Origin of the sequence: Duganella sp. FT27W (assembly GCF_009295655.1) — a bacterium.
In the GTDB taxonomy this organism is placed as follows: domain Bacteria; phylum Pseudomonadota; class Gammaproteobacteria; order Burkholderiales; family Burkholderiaceae_D; genus Rugamonas; species Rugamonas zoogloeoides.
Map to the genome: position 1 here is coordinate 720143 of NZ_WHIV01000004.1, position 20600 is coordinate 740742.

A 20600-nucleotide genomic window follows, 5' to 3' on the forward strand; every position below is an offset into this window, starting at 1 on the left:
AGGCGCCCTTGGTTTATGTTGGCTTTTTCTGCAACTGTTTTTCGAAGGCGATATCGAGCTTGCTCACCCGCTTGGGTGCCAATGGCGAAATGCCGTTGACGAACGCGACAAAGTCGTCGAGTTCGAGCGGTGGGCACAGCGGCGGCTCGCCGGCGCCGTCGCTAAGGGTAAAGTGGCCGGCGCCGGTGCGCGCCATCGAGTAGCGCGGGTTGCCGGTGCGGGCTTTCAATCGGTCGAGCGCCGAGGTGGCGCGGGTGGCGCGTCCGCTCATACTGCCTCCGTACGTTGGGTGAGCCAGGCCAGCGCGGCCCCCGTCACCAGCGGTGACAGGCGTTCGCGCACCATGGCGTGATAGTCGTTGAGCCAGCGCCGTTCGTCGTCGCGCAGCAGCGCTGCGTCCAGGCAGCGGGTGTCGATCGGGCACAGGGTGAGCGTTTCGAACTGCAGGAAGTCGCCGAAATCGGTCTGGCCGGCTGCGCGGTTGAGCACCAGGTTCTCGATGCGGATGCCCCACTGGCCGGGCCGGTACAGGCCCGGTTCGATCGACGTGATCATGCCAGCTTCCATCGCCGTTTGCGGCTCGGGCATGGCCGACGGCGAAATCGACTGCGGTCCTTCGTGCACATTAAGGAAGTAACCGACGCCGTGGCCGGTGCCGTGGCCGTAATCCATGCCGGCCGCCCACAGCGGGGCGCGGGCGATGGCGTCAAGCATCGGCGACCTGGTGCTACGCGGGAAATGGGCCGACGACAGCGCGATCAGCCCCTTGAGCACCAGCGTGAAATCGCGTTTGTGCTCGGCCGAGATGGCGCCCACGCCCACCACCCGGGTGATGTCGGTGGTGCCGCCCAGGTACTGCCCTCCCGAATCGATCAGCAGCAGGCCGTCGCCGTCGATGACGGCGTGGCTCGCCTCGGTGGCGCGGTAGTGCATGATCGCGCCGTTCGCCTGGTACCCGGCGATGGTGGCGAAACTGGGACTGACAAAACCGGGACGGCGGGCGCGGGCGGCCGTGATCTGCTCGTCGATGGTCAGTTCGGTCAGCGGAGCGCGCTGCGGGTCGGCCAGGGTGGCATCGAGCCAGCTGAAAAACTCGCACAGGGCGGCGCCGTCGTGTTCCATGACCACGCGCACGTGGCCCGCGTCGGCCTCGCTCTTGCGCGACTTGGCCAGCGTGGTGGGATTGGTCGCCTCCACCACTCTGACTTTGGCGGCAATCGCCTGGCGCGTGCCGTGGGTGATGCGGCGCGGGTCGATCAGCAGGGTGGACTCCGGTCCCAGCGCAGCCAGGGCGGCAGCAAAGCCGTCGTAGCGGGCGACGTCGATATCTTCCTGGGCCAGCTGTTCGCGCAGCTCGGGCGAGATTTTGCCGTCGGCCACGAACAGGGTGGCGCGGGTGGGCGTGACCACCGCGTGGGCCAGGAAGATCGGGTTGAACGACACATCCGCGCCGCGCAAATTGAATAAATAAGCAATATCGTCAAGCGTGGAGATGACGTGGCGGTTGGCGCCGTGCTGTTGCATGGCGCCGAGCAAATCGGCCAGTTTGCCGCTGCGGCTTTTTGACGCATACGGTGGCAGGTGTTCATACACGGGCGCGGCGGGCAGGCCGGGACGATCGGGCCAGACGTCGTCGAGCAGGTCGAGGTCGAAGCGCAGCGCGACATCTTTGGCGGCCAGCGCCTGCTGCAACAGGCGGGCGATCGATAATCCCAATACCGCGCCATCGACTGCCACGGTTTGCCCGGCTTTTAAATGCGCGGCCAGCCAGTCGATATATAGCACGCTGGCGCCGGACGTTATTTTCATTAATTGAATACCGCTGCCGGCCAATTGCTGTTCGGCCTGGGTCCAATAGCGGGCATCGGTCCAGATACCGGAAAACTCCTGGGTAATAATGAAGGTACCGACCGAGCCGGTGAAATTACTGAGCCATTCACGGCCCTGCCAGCGCGGCGGCAGGTATTCCGATAAATGGGGATCGGCGGATGGCACCATCAGGGCATCGATGCCGCGCTGGCGCATCGCGGCGCGCAATTGCAGCAGGCGCTCGGCGGTGTGGTGGGTAGTGGTCATATGCATGGGTCCGTTGCGCCGCAAGCGCGGCATGATCAGTTATCCCTATGATACCGCGATTGCCCGGGCACTGGTTCCCGGCTGGAATCGCGGTCCCCAAGCATTGGATGACGTTTACAAGGCGGTTTCTGCCCTTTTTATGCCAGTTATTGGCGCGTGTTTGCCAGATTCCGGCATAAGCAGCCCGCCCGGTATAATCGGCGGACAATGCAGACTGCGAGGACCACCGTGAAGCTCGAACAAGCCAAGGCGCTGTGCCGCTCCCTGCCGGGCGCGACCGAAGACGTAAAATGGGAATCGACGCTGGTGTTTTCGGTGGGCGGCAAAATGTTTGCAGCCACCGATACCGGCCATAAAGTTACGCGTTTGAGTTTGAAAGTGGATGACGATTTGTTTCTCGGATTAACCGACCGCGACGGTATTATTCCCGCGCCCTACCTAGCGCGCGCCAAATGGATACGCATCGAGGATATTCAAAGCCTGAGCGATGCGGAATTAACCGGCTTGATTACCAGGGCCCATGAATTAATATTGAATAAGCTGACCAAAAAACTGCAACGCGAGATACTGGGCGGCGCCAACGTTTAATCCGGTCGAGTTGCAAATAGCCAACTTTGCCGCAGGAATTCGCCAGATGAAGGATAATGGCGAGTATCGTTTCTACCGAGAAAATCATGCAAGATTTCCACCATAATCGCGCCCGCGCGCTGCTGCAAAACGCGGAAGAGCTGTTCACTAAGCAAGACGTGGACACCGCTGTTACGGCCATGGCCGACAACCTCAACGCCCGCTACAACCACCCCGAGGCCGAAGCGTTTCCGCTGGTGCTCGGCGTGATGGGCGGCGCGGTGGTGTTTACCGGCAACCTGCTGCCGCAGCTGACTTTCCCGCTCGAGTTCGACTATATCCACGTGAGCCGCTACGGCGACGAAGACAAGGGTGGCGAAGTTGTGTGGAAAGTGGTACCGCGCTCCAACGTGGCGGGCCGCACCGTGATCGTGCTCGACGATATCCTCGACGAAGGCGAAACCCTGGCCCACGTTAAGCAGCGCCTGCTGGACATGGGCGCGGCGGAAGTGATCCTGGCCGTGTTCGCGGACAAGGCCATCGGCAAGACCAAACCGGTCAATGCCGACATTGTCGGTTTGACCATTCCGAACCGTTTCGTGGTCGGCTTCGGCATGGATGCCTACGGCTACTGGCGCAACCTGCCGGGCCTGTGGGCGATCCGCCCCGAAGAACTGCAGCAGACGTAATCAGGGCCGCAGCGCGTATTTATCGACGAACTTGCGGATGCCGTTCGGATTGTCGCGCTTCCAGGCTTCGAGCTCGGGGCGCCATGCTTCGCGGTAGTCAAGCAGCAGCAATGCTGTCTCGAGTTCGCCATCCTTGTCGAGCATCTGCAAGGTCTTGAGTGCCGGGTCTTGCAGCTCGGGCGCCCCCTTGGCCGTGACTTCATTCACCACCTGGAATCCTGCACGCCACCTGGCCGTTTCTGCGGCCAGCGTCGTGGCGTTGGCCTTGCCATCTTTTTGTGCAATCAGATCGGTGCTTTGCTGGATGCCCAGCGACAGCCACAGGGCGCCATCGGTGGCCTTGGGGTTGGCGCCGGAGAATTCCGGGTCGAGGGTGACCACGGGCTTGCCGTCCGCTCCCAGGCTGGCCGACGATTTGCGCACCAGCTTGAGCGGCGTGACCGGGTAGCCGGCCGCATCGCGCAACTGCGCCAGCTTGATCCAGTTCGGTACCTGGCTCGGCTGGGCGGCGATGCCTTCGAACAACGCATCCTCGGCTGCGCCGCGCTTGCCCTGGAATGCCAGCGCATCGGACAGGTAGCGCCAGCCCTGGGAATTGAGCGGCTCGATCTCCACGCCCTTGCGGTAACGGGTTTCCGCTTCTGCATATTTTTTCTGCGCATAGTAGCTGTCGCCCGCATACACCCAGGCCATGGAATAACCGGGATCGATGGCAGCGGCGCGCTCGTAATGGGCCAGCGCAACATCCATCTTGTTTTGGGCAAAGGCGGTTTCGCCCAGGTCCATTTCCGCCTGCGCGGCCGCGCTGGCCTTGTGCAGCGGCGGTGGCGTATTGTCCCTGAGCTTGCGCTGCACCTCGTGGGCCAGCGGCTCGTCGGGAAACTTTTGCAGGATCTGGGACACCAGCGATTCCGCCTGCTGGCGCAGCTTGACCTGGCGCTCGCCCTGGGCCTGCTCGGACGCCTGGCGGAACAACTCGGCGATTTGGGACAGCGGCACCGACGACGACGGATCGGCCTTGGCGGCCGCCGAGTACTTGGCCAGGGCTTCCTGCATCTTGCCCTGGCTCGACAGCACCTGGGCCTCGTCGAACAGGGGCTGGGCTGCCGCGTTCATTTTCATATTCACCTGCGCGGCGCACACGGTGGACACAGTGGACAGCAACGCCAGAGTGATGGCGGCAACGGCGTGGGAGATCTTCAAGATGGTTTCCCCGTGATTGGATGAAACCATCTTAGCTTAACGGCAACCGAAAAAGATTACCGTTGAGATAATTTACCTGGTGTTACAGCGCCAGGCGGGCGCGGGCGGCGTCGTACTCCTGCTTCAGGCGCGCCACCATCTCGGCCGTCGTCGGGATATCGTTCATCAGGCCCACGCCCTGGCCGGCACCCCAAATGTCGCGCCAGGCCTTGGCGCTGCCCGAGCCGAAATTCATGCTGGTCTTGTCCGACTGCGGCAGCGCGTCCGGGTCCAGGCCGGCCGCAACAATCGATTTTTTCAGGTAGTTGCCGTGCACGCCCGTAAACAGGTTGGAGTAGATGACGTCGGCAGCCGTTGATTCCACGATCGCGTCGCGATAGTCAGCGCTCACATTCGACTCCTGCGTGGCCAGCCAGCGCGAGCCGATGTAGGCAAAGTCGGCGCCCATCGCTTGCGCGGCCAGGATGGCGTCGCCGGTGGCAATCGCGCCGGACAGGGCGATCGGGCCGCTGAAAAACTTGCGCACTTCGCCCACCAGCGCAAACGGCGACAGCGTGCCGGCATGGCCGCCGGCGCCGGCCGCCACCAGGATCAGGCCATCGACGCCGGCTTCCAGCGCTTTCTCCGCATGGCGGATCGAAACGATATCGTGCAGCACGATGCCGCCGTAGCTGTGGATGGCGTCGAGCATCTCTTTCGGCGGCGCGCGCAGCGACGAGATGATGATCGGCACCTGGTGCTTGACGCACACTTCCACATCGTGGGCCAGGCGGTCGTTGGACTGGTGGACGATCTGGTTGACCGCGATCGGGCCCACTTTTTTATCGGGATTGGCGGCCTGGTAGTCGGCCAGTTCCTTTTTCAGGTCGGTCAGCCACACGTCGAGCAGTTCGGCAGGACGGGCATTGAGCGCCGGGAACGAGCCGACGATGCCGGCCTTGCATTGCGCCGCCACCAGCGCCGGACCGCTGGCGATGAACATCGGTGAAGCGATGACGGGAAGTGAGAGGTTTTGCAACACTGCAGGCAGGGCCATGGCGAACTCGCTGAGAAGGTTGATCGGATCGAAAAATCGGTCGGGCGATTATAGATCGAAAAAAGTACGATCGTGCCAAAAATAGGGGCCATGCTCTATTTCAGCGCAGGAAACCATCCTCATCAAACGAGACCGTGTCCCTGCGGCGGGCGATTTCCACCCACACCGCCTGTTTGTAGGCGTCGTCGGCCTTGGACCAGGCCATGATTTCGTCGATGGTGCGCAGGCAGCCCATGCAGTACTGGCGTTCGACGTCCATCTTGCACAGGCTCACGCAAGGAGAAGGGATAGGGTTAGGTGGCGCACTCATGACCCACATTATGCACGTGCGCTGCTTGATTTGCCGCAGATCGTCCTTATACTACCATCCAGGTAGATGGTAAATGGATGGAGACATATGGCCAAGCAAGAATTAAAACTGAAGACCGCCGACTCGGAAAAGATCACGATCAACCTCGGCCCGATCGACCTGGGCCAGATCGACCTCTTGGTGCAAGAGGGGTTTTATTCGAACCGGACGGACTTGATCCGCACCGCGATCCGCAACCAGTTGAACCAGCACGCCGACGTCGTCAAGCAGACGGTGGCGCGCAAAAGCCTGGTGCTCGGCATGCAGCATTACACGCGTGCCGACCTCGAAGCCATTCGAGAAGCCGGCGAACGGCTGCACATCCAGGTACTGGGATTGGCCAGCATTGCCAGCGACGTCACGGTCGAACTGGCGCTGGCAACAATCGACTCGATTTTCGTTTTAGGTTCGCTGCATGCCAGCGCGGTACTGAAAACCGCCCTGGCGCCACGCATCCACCACTAAGGGAACACCATGAAACTTCCATTCATGTCGCATATGCGACAGGCAGCACAAAAGCTCGTCCGCAAGGGCGCCACCGCGATGCTGCACAAGGCTGTCGAAAGCATGATGCAACAACAGCAAAAACTTCAGGAACAACGGATGAACACCCCAAAACCGTCGCCCAAGGCGCCACCGGGCGGCATGCGCGACCTCAATCCCGCGCCTGATTACACGTCGGCCAAAACCGCCACGCCGCCACCGGCAGCAGCTACTGTGAAAGCGGCCGCCGTGGATACGGCCACCGTGGATACGGCCGCCGTGGATACGGCCACCGTGGATACGGCCGCCGTGGAAGCGGCCGCCGTGGCAGCACCTGCCGACGAAACACGTCATAACTTCCAACCGGCGCCGGAGCCCAAATCCAGGCCCGCACCGGAAGCGGCACCGCAGCAGGCAGCGCAAGCCGCGCCCGCAGTCGACGCTGCACCGGCGGCCGCCCCCAACCCCGCCATCAATCCCGCCGCCTACGCGCAGGACATGCTGGAAAAAATGGGCATCAAGATCGATCTGACGGCCAGCTTCGAGCGCGGCATCGACCTCGGCACCTTGCGCCACCCGGGCGTGCACACGCCGCAGGTGCCGCTGCCCGCCGGTGCGCGCTTCGAAACCGGCAGCTATGCCAACCACGCGGGCAGCCGCAACTACAAGCTGTTCATCCCGTCGACCTACAGCGGCCAGCCGATGCCGCTGCTGGTGATGCTGCACGGCTGCACCCAGAACCCCGACGATTTCGCCGCCGGCACCCAGATGAACCAGGTCGCCGAGGAAGCAGGCTGCCTGGTGGTCTATCCGGAACAGACCTCCGGCGCCAACCAGTCGAAATGCTGGAACTGGTTCAATTCGATCGACCAGCAGCGTGGCCAGGGCGAGCCGTCGATCATCGCCGGCATCGCTGAAAAAATCAGCGACGACTATGCGGTCAATCCGCAGCAGGTGTACGTGGCCGGGCTGTCGGCCGGCGGCGCCATGGCGGTCATCGTCGGCACCTTGTACCCGGAGCTGTTTGCGGCGGTGGGCGTGCATTCGGGCTTGCCATTCGCGTCGGCCACGGATTTGCCGTCGGCACTGTCGGCCATGAAGCGCGGCGCCAGCAACGCCAACGTGCCCAAGGCCGGCAACGGTTCGCAACCGATCATCGTGTTCCACGGCGACAGCGACACCACCGTCAACCCGCGCAACGGCGAGCAGGTGATGGCCCAGCATTTGCACAGCATTGACACCGATCCGGCGGTGCAATCGGGCGCGGTACCGAACGGCTACCGCTACACGCAAACCACGCACACCAGGGCCGACGGCTCGCCGCTCGGCGAACACTGGGTGGTGCACGGCGCCGGCCATGCCTGGTCGGGCGGCAGCGAACATGGCACGTACACCGACTCGCGCGGCCCCGATGCCAGCCGCGAGATGCTGCGTTTCTTCCGAACCGTCAGTTAAAGGACCTCGCAAAACTGCGCGATCCGCTCGCTACGGTTTATCGAGTCCCTTTCAGCAATTGGATGCGCGCCGCCAGACATGCCGGGCACCAGCAGCCGATGGTTTCGGCAGTGGCGGCGCTGTCCGGCACCGGCACTGCCGGCGGCAGGTACGTGCACCAGCACGGCGGCGCCGGGATGGCGGTTGCCGGGCCGGTATCGGCCATCGCGCAGGAGAAGGTGGCGCCGCAGCGCGCGCAGTTGCTCATAGGTCAGTCTTGATCGGTGTGGCGGCCAGACTAGCCGATGAACGCTGAAAATACAACCAGATGGCCCTATAATGCGTGCTTGACCGCAGCCGCAGGCTGTAAAATTGCTGCACTTTCTTTACCGGACTCGCCATGACCCAATTTTCTCACCTTAACTTAGGCATGAATGACGATTTGACCGCGGTGTCCCCGCAGATCAAGGCGCAGATCCTGGCTGAGGCACTTCCCTATATCCGCAATTACCACGGCAAGACCATCGTCATCAAATACGGCGGCAACGCGATGACCGACGAACGCCTGAAACACGGCTTCGCGCGCGACGTCATCCTGCTCAAGCTGGTCGGCATGAACCCGGTCGTGGTGCACGGCGGAGGTCCGCAAATCGACAACGCCCTGAAAAAAATCGGCAAGCAAGGCACCTTCGTGCAGGGCATGCGCATCACCGACGAAGAAACCATGGAAGTGGTGGAGTGGGTGCTGGGCGGCGAAGTCCAGCAGGACATCGTCATGCTGATCAACCACTACGGCGGCCAGGCGGTGGGCCTGACCGGCAAGGACGGTGGCCTGATCCGCGCCCGCAAGATGGCCATGCCCGACAAGGACAATCCGGGCCAGACACTGGACATCGGCTTCGTCGGCGAGATCGACGCCATCAACCCGGCAGTAGTAAAAGCGCTGCAGGACGACGCTTTCATTCCGATCATTTCGCCAATCGGTTTCGGCCAGGACGGCCAGGCGTATAACATCAACGCCGACGTCGTCGCCGGCAAGATCGCCGAGATCCTGAAAGCCGAAAAGCTGATCATGATGACCAATATCGCCGGTGTGCAGGACAAGCAGGGCAACCTGGTGACCGACCTGTCGGCGCGCGAGATTGACGAGATGTTCGCCGACGGCACGATCTCGGGCGGCATGCTGCCTAAAATTTCATCGGCGCTGGACGCAGCCAAGTCGGGCGTGAACACCGTGCACATCATCGACGGTCGCATCGAGCACTCTTTATTGCTCGAAGTATTGACCGAACAGGCATTTGGAACTATGATCCGGTCTCACTGAAAAAACGGCGACGCACTTCGCGCCGGTATTTGAAGTGATTCGCCACATTTGTTTGCCCTTTTAGCTCAGTGGTAGAGCACTCCCTTGGTAAGGGAGAGGCCACGTGTTCAATCCACGTAAAGGGCACCATCTTCCTGTAGTGCCCTCCCCGCCCTAGTAAATCCGCTCGACCTTCAGCCCGCGCTTGCGCAGCAGTTCCGGCACGCTTCCTTTGCCCACCAGGTGCAGCACGCCGATTGCGGCCAGGCTGTTGTTTTCGCGCGCCATCAGGCGCACCATGGCGTCGGCCAGTGCCGGGTTGCGCCCGTCGAGCAATACCTTCTGCACGAAGCGTCCCGAAAAACTGTCGTCGGTGGCCGATTTTTGCGCCAGCGCGTCGAGCGCTTTGACGTCGGCGTGGCGCCAGGCATCAGCAATTTCGCGCGACTGGTCGGCCTGCTCCTTGTCTTCGATGCCGGCAATCGCCTCCTGCAGGAACAGCACCTGGTCGGCGGTGGACAGCTTGCCGAACAAGGACATTTGCGCTTCGGGCGATTCGAGTTCGATCACTTTCTGGCCGTTGTCGTGGGCCTGGCGCGACAGGTAGCTGTCCACCGCCAGCGACGGATCGTAGCCTTGCGCCGCAAATTCGCTCACCGTGAGCATGCTGGCCAACATCCACGGCCGCATCATGGCTACCGACTCGGGCGCGATCTGGTACTGCTTGAGCAGGCGGTCGAGGCGCGCACGCCAGGCCGGCGACAGCGACGCCATCGAGGCGCCGCCCTTGAGCGCCAGGCCATATTTTTGCAGGGCACGGGCCAGGCGCTGCTGGTCGCCCAATGGATCGATCTCCAGCGCCAGCACCGGCGCCTGCTTGAGCACACCGGCCAGGCGCGGCTCGAGCGGATAGAAATCCCGGGTACCCACGTGGATGGTGCCAAACAGGTACAGCGTGCGCCCGCCCTGCTCCACCTTGAACAGCGCACCGCGATTGGGGGTAGTAGTGGCCGCCGGCGCGGCGACCGGCGCCAGTGCTTCGGCCCGGGCCGGCCCGGCCAGCAGGCAGATCAAACTGTAGAACATCACTATAATCAGGCGCATGGCTGTCTTGGCTCTCTTTGTAAATCGTCTCTCGTGAATACTACTCTTTCCTCGCCGGTATGGTTGTTTGATCTGGACAACACGCTGCACAACGCTTCGTACGCTATTTTTCCGGCCATCGTGGCCAATATGAACCTGTACATCGCCCGCGTGCTGGGCGACGGCATCACGCCCGCCAGCGACGCCGTGGTCGATGCCGCGCGCACCCAGTACTGGCGCCGCTACGGCGCCACCCTGCTCGGACTGGTCAAGCACCACAACGTGCAGGCCGCGCACTTTTTGCACGAAACCCACAGCATCGAGGATTTGACCTCGCTGATCCGCGCCGAGCGCGGGCTGCGCCAGCTGCTGCGCCGCCTGCCGGGCCGCAAGATCCTGCTGACCAACGCGCCGCACCGCTACTCCACCCAGGTGCTGCGCCACCTGGGCCTTCACCGTTCGTTCGGCCACCACATCGCGGTCGAAGCGATGACGGTCAACCGCCAGCTGCGGCCCAAGCCGTCGAAACTGCTGCTGCGCAAACTGATGCGCATGCACCGCCTGACGCCGGCGAACTGCATCCTGGTCGAGGACACGCTGGCCAATTTGCGCAGCGCCCATGCACTGGGTATCCGTACCGCGTGGGTCACGCAGTACCTGACGCTGCGCGACACGGCCGGTCTCGCCCATCCACAAAAAAGGCTGATCCGCCCCGCTTATGTCGATGTCAAAGTAAAATCTGTCCGGAACTTGCCGGCGCGGCTGCATCGCCTGCGCTGACCACCTTTACTTTTACTTTTTACCCGCGAGATCACATGGCAAGCACACCGCCCGGCCAGCGCCGCCTGGACATCCTCCAAGCGCTGGCGGAGATGCTGGAACAGCCCAAAGGCGACAAGATCACCACGGCCGCCCTGGCGCGCAAGCTGGGCTTTTCCGAGGCGGCGCTGTACCGCCATTTCGCCAGCAAGGCGCAAATGTTCGAGGGCCTGATCGAATTCATCGAGTCCAGCGTTTTTGGTTTGATCAACCAGATCGCCGAACGCCACGACGACGGCCTGACGCAGGCGCGCGACATCGTCGGCATGCTGCTGCACTTCGCCAGCCAGAACCCGGGCATGACGCGGGTGCTGATCGGCGAGGCGCTGGTCAACGAAGACGACCGCCTGCAACTGCGCATGAACCAGTTCTACGACCGCGTGGAACTGGCCCTCAAGCAGGCCTTGCGCGTGGCCGCCACCGAAGGCCACGGGCGCGAAGAAGAAGTGGCGCCGCGCGCGGCCATGCTGGCCAGCTTCGTCATCGGCCGCTGGCACCGCTACGCCAAGAGCGGCTTCAGGAACAACCCGACCCAGGACGCGCCGCTGCAGATCGCGCTGCTGCTCGGCTAACCACAACGATGTCCATGACCGCCGAATGCTTCGCCCTGCTCGATGACGCCAGCCCGCTGCTCGACGGCGTCACCGTCGCCGCGACCTCACGCCTGTACACCGACCACGTGGCTACGCTGCGCTGCGACGCCATCGGCGACTGGCGGCAAGTGCTGGACGCCATGCAGGCAGCGCTGGCGCGCGGCGAGTACGCGGTCACGCTGTGCAGCTACGAGCTCGGAGTAGCGTTGCTGGGCATCGCTGACGGGCGGCCCGGCACATCGCACCGCCGCCCTGCCGCGACCGGCAGCGAGACGCCCACCATCCCGGACGGCTCGTCCACTGCGGCCGCGTCGGTGCACGGGCCTGCTGCGGCTGCAATGACCGCCCCGGCGCCGCTGGCGCAGGTGCTGCTGTTTCGCCGGTGCGAACTGAAAACGGCGGCCGAAGTGGGCGACTGGCTGGCGGCGCGTTCATTCCCGATCGCGCGCCCGGCCGGTATCGCCAACGTGCGCGCCAATATCGACCAGCCGGCCTTCGACGCCGCGCTGGCGCGCATCCACGCGTACATCGAGGCTGGCGACACCTACCAGGTCAACTACACCATGCGGCTGCGCTTTGACGCGTTTGGCGGCATCCACGCGCTGTATGCGCGGCTGCGCGCGCGCCAGCCGGTGCCGTATGGCGCGCTGGTGCAGTGTGAGGACGGCTCGGCGGTGCTGTCGCTGTCGCCCGAACTGTTCGTGCGCCACGCGGGCGGCGTACTCACTGCGCGGCCGATGAAAGGCACGGCGCCAGCCGCACCGCCAACCCAGGCAGACACGCACGCGGATGACAACCTGGCACGCGCGCGCACGCTGGCGGCGGACCCGAAAAACCGCGCCGAAAACCTGATGATCGTCGACCTGCTGCGCAACGACATCGCGCGCGTGGCGCAAACCGGCAGCGTGCAGGTGCCGGCGCTGTTCGACGTGCAGCGCTACGGCAGCGTGCTGCAAATGACCTCCACCATCACCGCCAGTCTGCGTTCCGACGCCACGCTGGCGCAGGTGTTCGAGGCGCTGTACCCGTGCGGCTCGATCACCGGCGCGCCCAAGCGCCGCGCCATGGAAATCATCGGCGAACTCGAACCCGACCCGCGCGGCATCTACACCGGGGCCATCGGCTGGTTCGATCCGACGACTGACGCCAACCCAAGCACGGTGGGCGACTTCTGCCTGGCAGTACCGATCCGTACCCTGGCCCTGGACGCGCCCGATGCCGCCACCGGCGTGGCGCTAGGAGAAATGGGCGTGGGCGCCGGCATCGTGTACGACAGCGCCAGCGGCGACGAATACGACGAATGCCGCCTCAAGGCGCGCTTCTTGACGGGACTGCCCAACAGCTTCGAGATTTTCGAGACCATGCTGGTCACGCCGGAACAAGGCGTGCAGCACCGCGCGCGCCACCTGCGGCGCCTGGCGGCATCGGCCGCGTACTTCGGTTTCGCGTGGGACGACAAGGCAGCCAACGCCTACCTGGACGCAGCGTGCTCGATGCTGGCGGACGAAGCGCGTAACGGGCTGGCGGCCGTGGCGGCATTCCGCCTGCGGCTGGCGCTGGCGCAATCGGGTGCGTTCACGGTACAGCACGCGCCGCTGGCGCCGTTGCAGGAGCCGGTACGGGTACTGCTGGCGCCCGACACCACCGCTGCCGGCGACCTGTTCCTGCGCCACAAGACCAGCATCCGCACCCGCTACGACAACGCCTGGCGCGACGCCGAAGCGCAGGGCGCGTTCGATACGCTGTTTTTCAACGACCGCGGCGAGCTGACCGAAGGTGGGCGCAGCAGCGTGTTCGTCAAGGTCGATGGCCGCTGGCTGACACCGGCCCTGCACTGCGGCGTGCTGCCGGGCGTGATGCGCAGCGTGCTGCTCGACGACCCGGCGTGGCAGGCCAGCGAGGCGGTGATCACGCGCGAGATGCTGGAACGCGCGGAGGAACTGGTGGTGTGCAACGCCCTGCGCGGCGCGATGAAAGCCACGCTGTAGCAGCGAAGCGCCGTTGGTCTGCGACCGCCAGAGGGGCATCAACCCGAGCGGCGGGTGGCTTAGTCGGTAATCGCGCGCAACCTGGCCAGCGCGTCCTCCACCACATACTCCGGTACGGTCTCGACACGCTTTGCCTTTCTTGCCTCCAGGTCCAGCATGCGCACCTGGTTGACCAAAGCGACACCTTGTGTTTTGGTGCCGGCGCCGCTCAGGGAAGCGGCGAAGCCGGCATGGCGTGCGAAGTCGCCGCCTTGGGTGATGGGCGCGACCAGGACCACGCCCAGTGCGTTGAACGCGCTGGTGGAGAGCACCAAGGCTGGCCGCATGCCTCTTTGCTCGTGTCCTTCGGTGGGATCGAGGCTGACCATGACGATGTCGCCGCGTCCAAATTTACTACGGCTCACCACGCTTCACGCCCGACTGGCTTGATGTGGGACCAGGCTGCCATATCGGCCGGTTCCGCCGCAGAAAGGTCGCATTGCGCCACCAGGTCAGCCAGCGAATACGACGGGCGGGCGGCTTTCAGCAGCACCCCTTCGGGCAGCACATTGACACTGAGCTTATCGCCCAACGTTACCTTGAGCAGGCCCAGCAACTCGGTAGGCAAACGCACGGCTGCGCTATTGCCCCATTTCTGAATGGATAATTCCATAAGGCCTCCTGATGTAGATACATTGTAGATTCGTGTAATTGGCATTGTCAAAGATATTCTTGACGCCTCACCGATGCTGACCACCGAGCCCGAACCGCCGCCGATACGCCCCCGGCGTGGTCCCCGCCACCCGCCGGAAATGGTGCCGCAACGATTCCATCGAACCGAACCCGCTGCGCTCGGCCACCTGCGCCAGCGGCACTTCGGGGGCTTCCAGCAGTTCCTTCACCAGCGCGATGCGCTCACGGATCAGCCAGTCCACCGGTCCCAGCCCGGTCGCCTGCTGGAACTGGCGCTGCAAGGTGCGCGGGCTCATGGCCGCGCGTTCGGCCATGGCGGCCACCGTGTGCGGCAGCGCCAGGTTGCCGCGCAACCAGTCGAGCAAGCGCGACAGCCGGCCGCCTTCGTTGGACGCCACCGGGCGCGGCACGAACTGCGCCTGGCCGCCCTCGCGATGCGGCGCGATCACCAGCCGCTGCGCCACCATGTTGCCGACGCGCGCGCCGTAATCGCGCCGCACCAGGTGCAGCAGCATGTCCAGGCCCGCAGCCGACCCGGCCGCCGTGATCACCTGGCCGTTATCCACGTACAGCAGGTCGGGCTCGACGCGGATGCGCGGATGGCGCTGCGCCAGTCGCTCGGCGTAGCGCCAGTGGGTGGTGGCGCGCTGGCCGTCGAGCACGCCGGCGGCAGCGAGCACAAATACGCCCGAACAGATCGAACACAAGCGGGCGCCACGCGCGTGGGCCGCGCGCAGCAGGTCCAGCAGCGCGGGCGGCGGCGCCTCGTCGGCGTCGCGCCAGCCGGGGATGACGATGGTGTCGGCCAGCGCCAGCAGCTCGGGCGCGTACGGCGCCTGCACGGTGATGCCGCCAGCCGCGCGGATCGGTCCCGGTTCGATCGCGCAGACCGCAAAGTCGTACCAGTCCACGCCCAGTTCGGGACGCTCAAGCGCGAACAATTCGACCGTGCAGCCGAATTCGAAGGTGCACAGGCGGTCGTAGGCCAGTGCGACCACCAGGTGTTTTTTCATGGTGCGGTTTTTCATGGCGCTGTTTTCATGTCGCAATCTTACCGCAGCATGGCATAGACGCCACTGCCGGCCAACGCCGAGCGGCCGCACAATGGCGTCATCACCACACCAGGAGTTTGCCATGTCCCAGCCTTCCGTCGTTGCCGCCGTGCCAGCTGCCCCTAGCGCTGCCGCCCTTGTCCACTTCGAGGCCAGCTTTACCTTTGAAACCGATTGTTGGGATGTGCACGAGGCGCTGGCCGGCGGCGCGCCGGACTTCGTGCTGCTCGACGTGCGCGGCACGGAAAAATACGCGGCCGGCCATGTGCCGGGCGCGCGCGACCTGGCGCACCGCAAGATCGTCGCCGGCAAGCTGGCGCAATATCCGCCCGATACCTTGTTCGTGGTGTATTGCGCCGGTCCGCACTGCAATGGCGCGGCGCGCGCAGCCGTGCGGCTGGCCCGGCTGGGCCGCCCCGTCAAGCTGATGATCGGCGGCGTCACCGGCTGGCTCGACGAAGGGTTCGCGCTGGCGCAGCTGCCATAGCGGACACCTGCGCCGGTTCGTCGAGCCGCTAGAGGTCGACGATCATCTCGAAGCCGCCGTAAATCATGCGCTTGCCGTCGAACGGCATGTTTTCCGGCTGCATGAATTCGGCCAGCCTCGGGTCTTTCATGACCTTTTCGTTGATTTCATCGCGGGCGGCGCGCGAGGCATAGACGATCCAGGAAAACACCACCACTTCGTCGTCCTTCAATTGCACCGCCTGCGGGAACGACGTGTGCTCGCCCGGTTTGACGTCGTCCGCCACCGTCTCGCGAAATTGCAGCGCGCCGAATTCCTTCCAGATCGCGCCGCTTGCCGCCGCCATTTTCTTGTAGTCCTCCAGCTTGCTGTGGGGGACCGGAATCACAAATCCATCGACATACGCCATGACCGCCTCCATAAAATGGTTGAACGGTCAGGTTAGGCGACGCCCCTTTGCAATTCAAGCGGCGTGGGCTTTTATTCCTGGTGGAACTCGCTGGCGTTGGCGAACAAATCCCAGGCCGCGATGAACAGCGCGGCAACCACCGGGCCGATCACGAAACCGTTGAGGCCGAACAGCGCCATGCCGCCCACGGTGGACAGCAGCACCACGTAGTCGGGCATCTTGGTATCTTTACCGACCAGCAGCGGGCGCAGGATGTTATCGACCAGGCCGATCACCACCACGCCATAGATGGTCAGGCCCACGCCTTCCCACACCGAGCCGGTCGCCAGGAAGTAGATCGCCACCGGCGCCCACACCAGCGCCGCGCCGATGGCCGGCAGCAGCGACAGGAAGGCCATCAGCACGCCCCACAGCACCGGTGCGCTCACGTCCAGGTACCAGAAGGCCAGGCCGCCCAGCGCGCCCTGGGCGATCGCCACCAGGATGTTGCCCTTGACGGTCGCGCGGATCACGGTCGTAAAATTCTGGAACAGGCGCTGCTTGTACTTGCGGCTCAGCGGCACGGCTTCGCGAATGCGCTTGGCAAGCTTGTCGCCGTCGCGCAGCAGGAAGTACAGCAAATACATGGCAATACACAGGCTGGTCAGAAAATCCATCGTGTACAGGCTGAAGTTGATGGCGCGCTTGGCCACTTCCTGGCTCACTTGCGCCGCGCCTTCGGTCAGCTTGTCCTGCAAGTTGGTCAAACTGGTCAGATGGAAGCGGTCGAGCAGGTTGATCATCCAGTCCGGCAGCACGGCCATCACCTTGGCGAAGAACATGCCCACCGTGATCTGCCCCGATTGCATCATCTCGACCACCGCAGCGGCCTGGTTGACGATCGACACCGCGATCAGCGTCAGCGGCAGGATCACCATCACCAGGATCAGTAGCAAGGTCAGCAACGCTGCCAGGTTGGGCTTGTTGCGCGTGCGTTGCAGCAGCCAGCGGTACACGGGCGCAAAGATAATCGCCAGCACCACGCCCCAGAAGACCGCGCCGCCATAAGGAATCAGGATCCAGATGAAGGCAATGGTGATGATGCCCAGCAGGGCAAGAAAAACTTTTTGTTGGAAGGTAAATGGTTGCATGGTTCATCTCGTGGTGTAAGTCGCCACCGATTAAACCACGATTGACCAGTGGCAATAACAATCAGGCGCAGCGCCCGGTGCGCAGACGCACACAAAGCACTACGCGGACATGCTAGTTGGTGACGAGCAGCATGAAACCAGTTTTATGCGGCATGGTGACCGAACCGGCCCGTACCGCACCGGTCCGTCAGGAAGCCAGCGCTTTTTCGACGGCGCCAACCAGCTGCTTGTCTTCGGGCGTGACCTTGCTGCCGAAGTTGGTCAGCACCTTGCCGTCGCGGCCGATCAGGTATTTGTGGAAATTCCACGCCGGAGCCTTGCCGGTAGCCTTGATCAGGTCGGCGTACAGCGGGTTCGGATTTTTACCGGACACCACGGTTTTGGAAAACATCGGGAACTTGACGCCATAGGTGTTGTAGCAGAAGTCGGCGATTTCCTTGGCGCTGCCCGGTTCCTGCTGGCCGAAGTCGTTCGACGGGAAGCCCAGCACCACCAGGCCCTTGCTTCCGTACTTGGCGTACAGCGCTTCCAGGCCTTCGTACTGCTTGGTGAAACCGCAGTAGCTGGCGGTATTGACCACCAGGATCACCTTGCCCGCGTACTGGCACAGGTCCTGCGGCGCCTCGTCCTGCAGGCGCTTGAAGTTCTGCTTGAGGATGGCCGGGCAGCTGGCCGGCGCCACGGTGGCGGCAGGCGCAGCGGCGGCAGCGGCGGGCGCCTGGGCCAAGGCGGAGGTAGCCGCCAGCAGGGTCAGGGACGAGGCAGCGCACAATTGGGCAAGGATCTTGGACATGGTGGAGTGGGCAAGAATGAAAGAAAATTCATTCTATGCCAAATGCCCGCCCCTTGTCCGACTGCTGTGCAATTTACGCGATACCGCCGAGGCACAGGTATTTCACGACCAGGTAGTCGTCGATGCCGAGGTGCGAACCTTCGCGGCCCAGGCCCGATTGCTTGACGCCGCCGAACGGCGCGATTTCGTTCGAAATCAAACCGGTGTTGACGCCGACCATGCCGCTTTCCAGGCCCTCGGACACGCGCCAGATGCGGCCCACGTCACGCGCATAGAAATAACTGGCCAGGCCGAATTCGGTATCGTTGGCCAGCGCGATCGCCTCTTCCTCGGTTTTAAAGCGGAACAGCGGCGCCATCGGGCCGAAGGTTTCCTCGCGCGCGACCAGCATGTCGCTGGTGACATCGGCCAGCACGGTGGGTTCAAAAAAGCTGTGGCCCAGCGCATGGCGCTTGCCGCCGGTGAGCACGCGGGCGCCCTTGTCCAGCGCGTCGGTAATGTGCTGCTCGACTTTTTCCACGGCCTTGGCATCGATCAGCGGCCCTTGCGTCACGCCCTCCTCGACGCCATTGCCCACCTTGAGCTTCTTCACGGCCGCCACCAGCTTTTCGGCAAAGACGTCGTACACGCTGTCCTGCACATACAGGCGGTTGGCGCACACGCAGGTCTGGCCAGCGTTGCGGTACTTCGACGCAATCGCGCCCTCGACTGCCGCATCGAGGTCGGCGTCGTCGAACACGATGAACGGCGCATTGCCGCCCAGTTCCAGCGACAGCTTCTTGATGGTGGGCGCGCTCTGCTCCATCAGCAGGCGGCCGATGTCGGTGGAACCGGTAAACGTCAGCTTGCGCACGATGGGATTCGAGGTCATTTCGCCACCTACGTCGCCGGACTTGCCGGTGACCACGCTGAACACACCAGCCGGCACCCCGGCGCGCGCAGCGAGTTCGGCCAGCGCCAGCGCGGAAAACGGCGTGGCCTGCGCCGGTTTGAGCACCATCGGGCAGCCCGCCGCCAAGGCTGGTCCGGCCTTGCGGGTGATCATGGCGATCGGGAAGTTCCACGGCGTGATGGCGGCGCACACGCCGATCGGCTCGCGCGTGACCAGGATGCGCTGGCCGGCAGACGGCGACGCCAGCGTCTCGCCGGCCACGCGCTTGGCCTGCTCGCCAAACCACTCGATGAACGACGCGCCATAGGCCACCTCGCCGCGCGATTCCGTCAATGGTTTGCCCTGCTCGGCCGTCATCAACAGCGCCAGGTCGTCGGTGTTTGCCAGGATCAGGTCATTCCACTTGCGCAGGATGAGCGCGCGCTCGCGCGCGGTTTTCTTGCGCCAGGCGGGCCAGGCGGCGTTGGCGGCCTCGATGGCGCGCCGGGTTTCGGCTGCGCCCATGACCGGCACGGTGCCGATCTGTTCGCCGGTAGCGGGATTGGTCACTGCCACGGTGGCGCCGTTGTCGGCATCAACCCACTGGCCGTTGATGTACGCCTGCTGGCGCAGCAGCGATGGATCTTTCAGTTGCAGCATCGTGGTTCTCCTCAAAAAACCACTATGCCATAGCCGAAAAAATCGTGATTTACACGACGGTGAACGAGGACAGGTCCGGGTGCGGCGGCGGATACTGCAAGTCCATGCCTTCCAGGGTTTCCAGCAGCAGGCTGGCGATGGCCAGGTTGCGGTGCACCTTGGAGTCGGCCGGCACGATGTACCAAGGCGCGTAGTCGGTGTTGGTGGCGCGGATCGCGTGCTCGTACGCCTTGACGTAGTCGTCCCACTTCTTGCGCTGCTCGATATCGTTGGGATCGAACTTCCACTGCTTATCGGGATCGTCGAGCCGCTCCTGCAGGCGCTCGCGCTGCTCTTCGTGCGAGATGTGCAGGAATACCTTGATGATCACGGTGCCGGTTTCCGCCAGCATGCGCTCGAAGTCGCGGATGTGGGCGTAGCGGCGCTGGCATTCGTCGTCATCGATCATGCCCTGCACGCGGGTGATCAGCACGTCCTCGTAGTGGCTGCGGTTGAAAATCGCGATCTCGCCCTTGACCGGCACGTGCTGGTGCACGCGCCACAAATAATCGTGCGCCAGTTCGGCGTCGGTGGGCGCCTTGAAGGCCACCGCGCGCACGCCCATCGGATTGACGCCACTGAACAAGGCGCGCACCAGGCCGTCCTTGCCGGAGGTGTCCATGCCCTGCAATACCAGCAGCACTTTATGCTGGTGCACCGCGTACAGGCGGTCCTGCAAATCGGAAATACGCGAGATCAGGCCGGCCGTGCGTTCGTTGTCGAGCGCCTTGGCTTTCGACTTGCTCAAGTCGGGATTGGCGGCGCGGCTGGAGAACACGCTGTTGCCGGCGTCTTCGTCGCGCAGCTTGGGTTTCGCGGGTGCTAGAAAGCGCTTGCGGGCGTCGTGGGTCATGGCGTGTCTTATGTTTTTGTCGATGGGCCAGC

General features: G+C 63.7%; 24 protein-coding genes and 1 tRNA gene. 10 read left to right on the forward strand and 15 right to left on the reverse strand.

What is annotated here, in order from left to right; all coding sequences use genetic code 11:
- Nucleotides 1-13 precede the first annotated feature (13 nt).
- Both F8197_RS20265 and F8197_RS20270 read right to left on the reverse strand, forming a co-directional pair.
- Complete coding sequence (locus F8197_RS20265; protein WP_019924006.1) at nucleotides 14-271, reverse strand: hypothetical protein; 258 nt, start codon at nucleotides 269-271, stop codon at nucleotides 14-16.
- Nucleotides 268-2076 carry an aminopeptidase P family protein gene (locus F8197_RS20270; protein ID WP_152883346.1) on the reverse strand — a complete coding sequence of 603 codons (1809 nt, stop codon included), beginning with the start codon at nucleotides 2074-2076 and terminating at the stop codon, nucleotides 268-270. Before F8197_RS20270 ends, F8197_RS20265 begins: the two co-directional genes overlap by 4 nt.
- Before the next feature lie 228 nt (nucleotides 2077-2304).
- On the opposite strand from F8197_RS20270, the gene F8197_RS20275 reads away from it, so the two are divergent.
- Both F8197_RS20275 and F8197_RS20280 read left to right on the forward strand, forming a co-directional pair.
- On the forward strand, nucleotides 2305-2664 hold the full coding sequence (locus tag F8197_RS20275; protein WP_373996921.1) for an MmcQ/YjbR family DNA-binding protein: 360 nt from the start codon (nucleotides 2305-2307) through the stop codon (nucleotides 2662-2664).
- A gap of 86 nt (nucleotides 2665-2750) precedes the next feature.
- Nucleotides 2751-3332, forward strand: a complete 582-nt coding sequence (locus tag F8197_RS20280) for a hypoxanthine-guanine phosphoribosyltransferase (protein ID WP_056143175.1) — start codon at nucleotides 2751-2753, stop codon at nucleotides 3330-3332.
- Here F8197_RS20280 and F8197_RS20285 read toward each other — a convergent pair whose 3' ends face one another.
- The 3 genes from F8197_RS20285 to F8197_RS20295 form a co-directional block, all read right to left on the reverse strand.
- A complete protein-coding gene (locus F8197_RS20285; RefSeq protein ID WP_193333491.1) occupies nucleotides 3333-4535 on the reverse strand; it encodes a tetratricopeptide repeat protein in 1203 nt (400 codons plus the stop codon).
- A gap of 82 nt (nucleotides 4536-4617) precedes the next feature.
- Nucleotides 4618-5571 (reverse strand): nitronate monooxygenase family protein, encoded by a 954-nt coding sequence (locus tag F8197_RS20290; RefSeq protein ID WP_152883349.1) that lies wholly within the window; start codon nucleotides 5569-5571, stop codon nucleotides 4618-4620.
- 100 nt (nucleotides 5572-5671) lie between these two features.
- Nucleotides 5672-5881, reverse strand: coding sequence for a DUF1289 domain-containing protein (locus F8197_RS20295; protein WP_026637671.1), 210 nt, complete (start codon nucleotides 5879-5881; stop codon nucleotides 5672-5674).
- A gap of 87 nt (nucleotides 5882-5968) precedes the next feature.
- Between F8197_RS20295 and F8197_RS20300 the strand changes: the two genes are divergently transcribed.
- On the forward strand, nucleotides 5969-6385 hold the full coding sequence (locus F8197_RS20300; RefSeq protein WP_056142569.1) for a hypothetical protein: 417 nt from the start codon (nucleotides 5969-5971) through the stop codon (nucleotides 6383-6385).
- Between the two features lie 138 nt (nucleotides 6386-6523).
- Nucleotides 6524-7858 carry a PHB depolymerase family esterase gene (locus F8197_RS20305; protein WP_227012332.1) on the forward strand — a complete coding sequence of 445 codons (1335 nt, stop codon included), beginning with the start codon at nucleotides 6524-6526 and terminating at the stop codon, nucleotides 7856-7858.
- A gap of 37 nt (nucleotides 7859-7895) precedes the next feature.
- On the opposite strand, the gene F8197_RS20310 is transcribed toward F8197_RS20305, so the two are convergent.
- A complete protein-coding gene (locus tag F8197_RS20310) occupies nucleotides 7896-8105 on the reverse strand; it encodes a cysteine-rich CWC family protein (protein WP_082488763.1) in 210 nt (69 codons plus the stop codon).
- A gap of 162 nt (nucleotides 8106-8267) precedes the next feature.
- On the opposite strand from F8197_RS20310, the gene argB reads away from it, so the two are divergent.
- Together argB and F8197_RS20320 are read left to right on the forward strand one after the other, a co-directional pair.
- A complete protein-coding gene (argB, locus tag F8197_RS20315) occupies nucleotides 8268-9161 on the forward strand; it encodes an acetylglutamate kinase (protein ID WP_026637672.1) in 894 nt (297 codons plus the stop codon).
- A 54-nt stretch (nucleotides 9162-9215) separates the two neighbouring features.
- Nucleotides 9216-9290 (forward strand) — tRNA-Thr (locus F8197_RS20320).
- Between the two features lie 24 nt (nucleotides 9291-9314).
- On the opposite strand, the gene F8197_RS20325 is transcribed toward F8197_RS20320, so the two are convergent.
- Nucleotides 9315-10244: a TraB/GumN family protein gene (locus F8197_RS20325; protein WP_082488764.1), complete on the reverse strand. Its 930-nt coding sequence runs from the start codon at nucleotides 10242-10244 to the stop codon at nucleotides 9315-9317.
- A gap of 33 nt (nucleotides 10245-10277) precedes the next feature.
- On the opposite strand from F8197_RS20325, the gene F8197_RS20330 reads away from it, so the two are divergent.
- The 3 genes from F8197_RS20330 to F8197_RS20340 are packed head-to-tail and all read left to right on the forward strand — an operon-like array spanning nucleotide 10278 to nucleotide 13623.
- Nucleotides 10278-11003, forward strand: coding sequence for a pyrimidine 5'-nucleotidase (locus tag F8197_RS20330; RefSeq protein WP_373996922.1), 726 nt, complete (start codon nucleotides 10278-10280; stop codon nucleotides 11001-11003).
- A gap of 35 nt (nucleotides 11004-11038) precedes the next feature.
- Entirely contained in the window at nucleotides 11039-11614 is a 576-nt protein-coding gene (slmA, locus tag F8197_RS20335) for a nucleoid occlusion factor SlmA (RefSeq protein WP_152883351.1), read from the forward strand.
- An 8-nt stretch (nucleotides 11615-11622) separates the two neighbouring features.
- Nucleotides 11623-13623, forward strand: coding sequence for a chorismate-binding protein (locus F8197_RS20340; RefSeq protein WP_152883352.1), 2001 nt, complete (start codon nucleotides 11623-11625; stop codon nucleotides 13621-13623).
- Nucleotides 13624-13682: 59 nt separating this feature from the next.
- On the opposite strand, the gene F8197_RS20345 is transcribed toward F8197_RS20340, so the two are convergent.
- The 3 genes from F8197_RS20345 to ftrA all read right to left on the reverse strand — a co-directional run bounded on the left by F8197_RS20345 (nucleotide 13683) and on the right by ftrA (nucleotide 15308).
- A complete protein-coding gene (locus F8197_RS20345; protein WP_373996923.1) occupies nucleotides 13683-14030 on the reverse strand; it encodes a type II toxin-antitoxin system ChpB family toxin in 348 nt (115 codons plus the stop codon).
- Nucleotides 14024-14275 (reverse strand): AbrB/MazE/SpoVT family DNA-binding domain-containing protein, encoded by a 252-nt coding sequence (locus tag F8197_RS20350; RefSeq protein ID WP_152883353.1) that lies wholly within the window; start codon nucleotides 14273-14275, stop codon nucleotides 14024-14026. The genes F8197_RS20345 and F8197_RS20350 overlap by 7 nt, the downstream gene beginning before the upstream one ends.
- Nucleotides 14276-14342: 67 nt before the next feature.
- Nucleotides 14343-15308 (reverse strand): transcriptional regulator FtrA, encoded by a 966-nt coding sequence (gene ftrA / locus F8197_RS20355; RefSeq protein WP_152883642.1) that lies wholly within the window; start codon nucleotides 15306-15308, stop codon nucleotides 14343-14345.
- 121 nt (nucleotides 15309-15429) lie between these two features.
- Here ftrA and F8197_RS20360 point away from each other — a divergent pair, with 121 nt between their 5' ends.
- Nucleotides 15430-15834, forward strand: coding sequence for a rhodanese-like domain-containing protein (locus F8197_RS20360; RefSeq protein WP_152883354.1), 405 nt, complete (start codon nucleotides 15430-15432; stop codon nucleotides 15832-15834).
- A 28-nt stretch (nucleotides 15835-15862) separates the two neighbouring features.
- On the opposite strand, the gene F8197_RS20365 is transcribed toward F8197_RS20360, so the two are convergent.
- From F8197_RS20365 to F8197_RS20385, 5 genes are all read right to left on the reverse strand, one after another.
- Nucleotides 15863-16222, reverse strand: a complete 360-nt coding sequence (locus F8197_RS20365) for a DUF1428 domain-containing protein (protein ID WP_193333492.1) — start codon at nucleotides 16220-16222, stop codon at nucleotides 15863-15865.
- A 71-nt stretch (nucleotides 16223-16293) separates the two neighbouring features.
- Nucleotides 16294-17352, reverse strand: coding sequence for an AI-2E family transporter (locus tag F8197_RS20370; protein ID WP_152883356.1), 1059 nt, complete (start codon nucleotides 17350-17352; stop codon nucleotides 16294-16296).
- A 187-nt stretch (nucleotides 17353-17539) separates the two neighbouring features.
- Nucleotides 17540-18145 carry a glutathione peroxidase gene (locus F8197_RS20375; RefSeq protein ID WP_152883357.1) on the reverse strand — a complete coding sequence of 202 codons (606 nt, stop codon included), beginning with the start codon at nucleotides 18143-18145 and terminating at the stop codon, nucleotides 17540-17542.
- A gap of 73 nt (nucleotides 18146-18218) precedes the next feature.
- Entirely contained in the window at nucleotides 18219-19676 is a 1458-nt protein-coding gene (gene gabD, locus F8197_RS20380) for an NADP-dependent succinate-semialdehyde dehydrogenase (protein ID WP_152883358.1), read from the reverse strand.
- Nucleotides 19677-19725: 49 nt separating this feature from the next.
- Entirely contained in the window at nucleotides 19726-20568 is an 843-nt protein-coding gene (locus tag F8197_RS20385; RefSeq protein ID WP_152883359.1) for a PPK2 family polyphosphate kinase, read from the reverse strand.
- Nucleotides 20569-20600 lie beyond the last annotated feature (32 nt).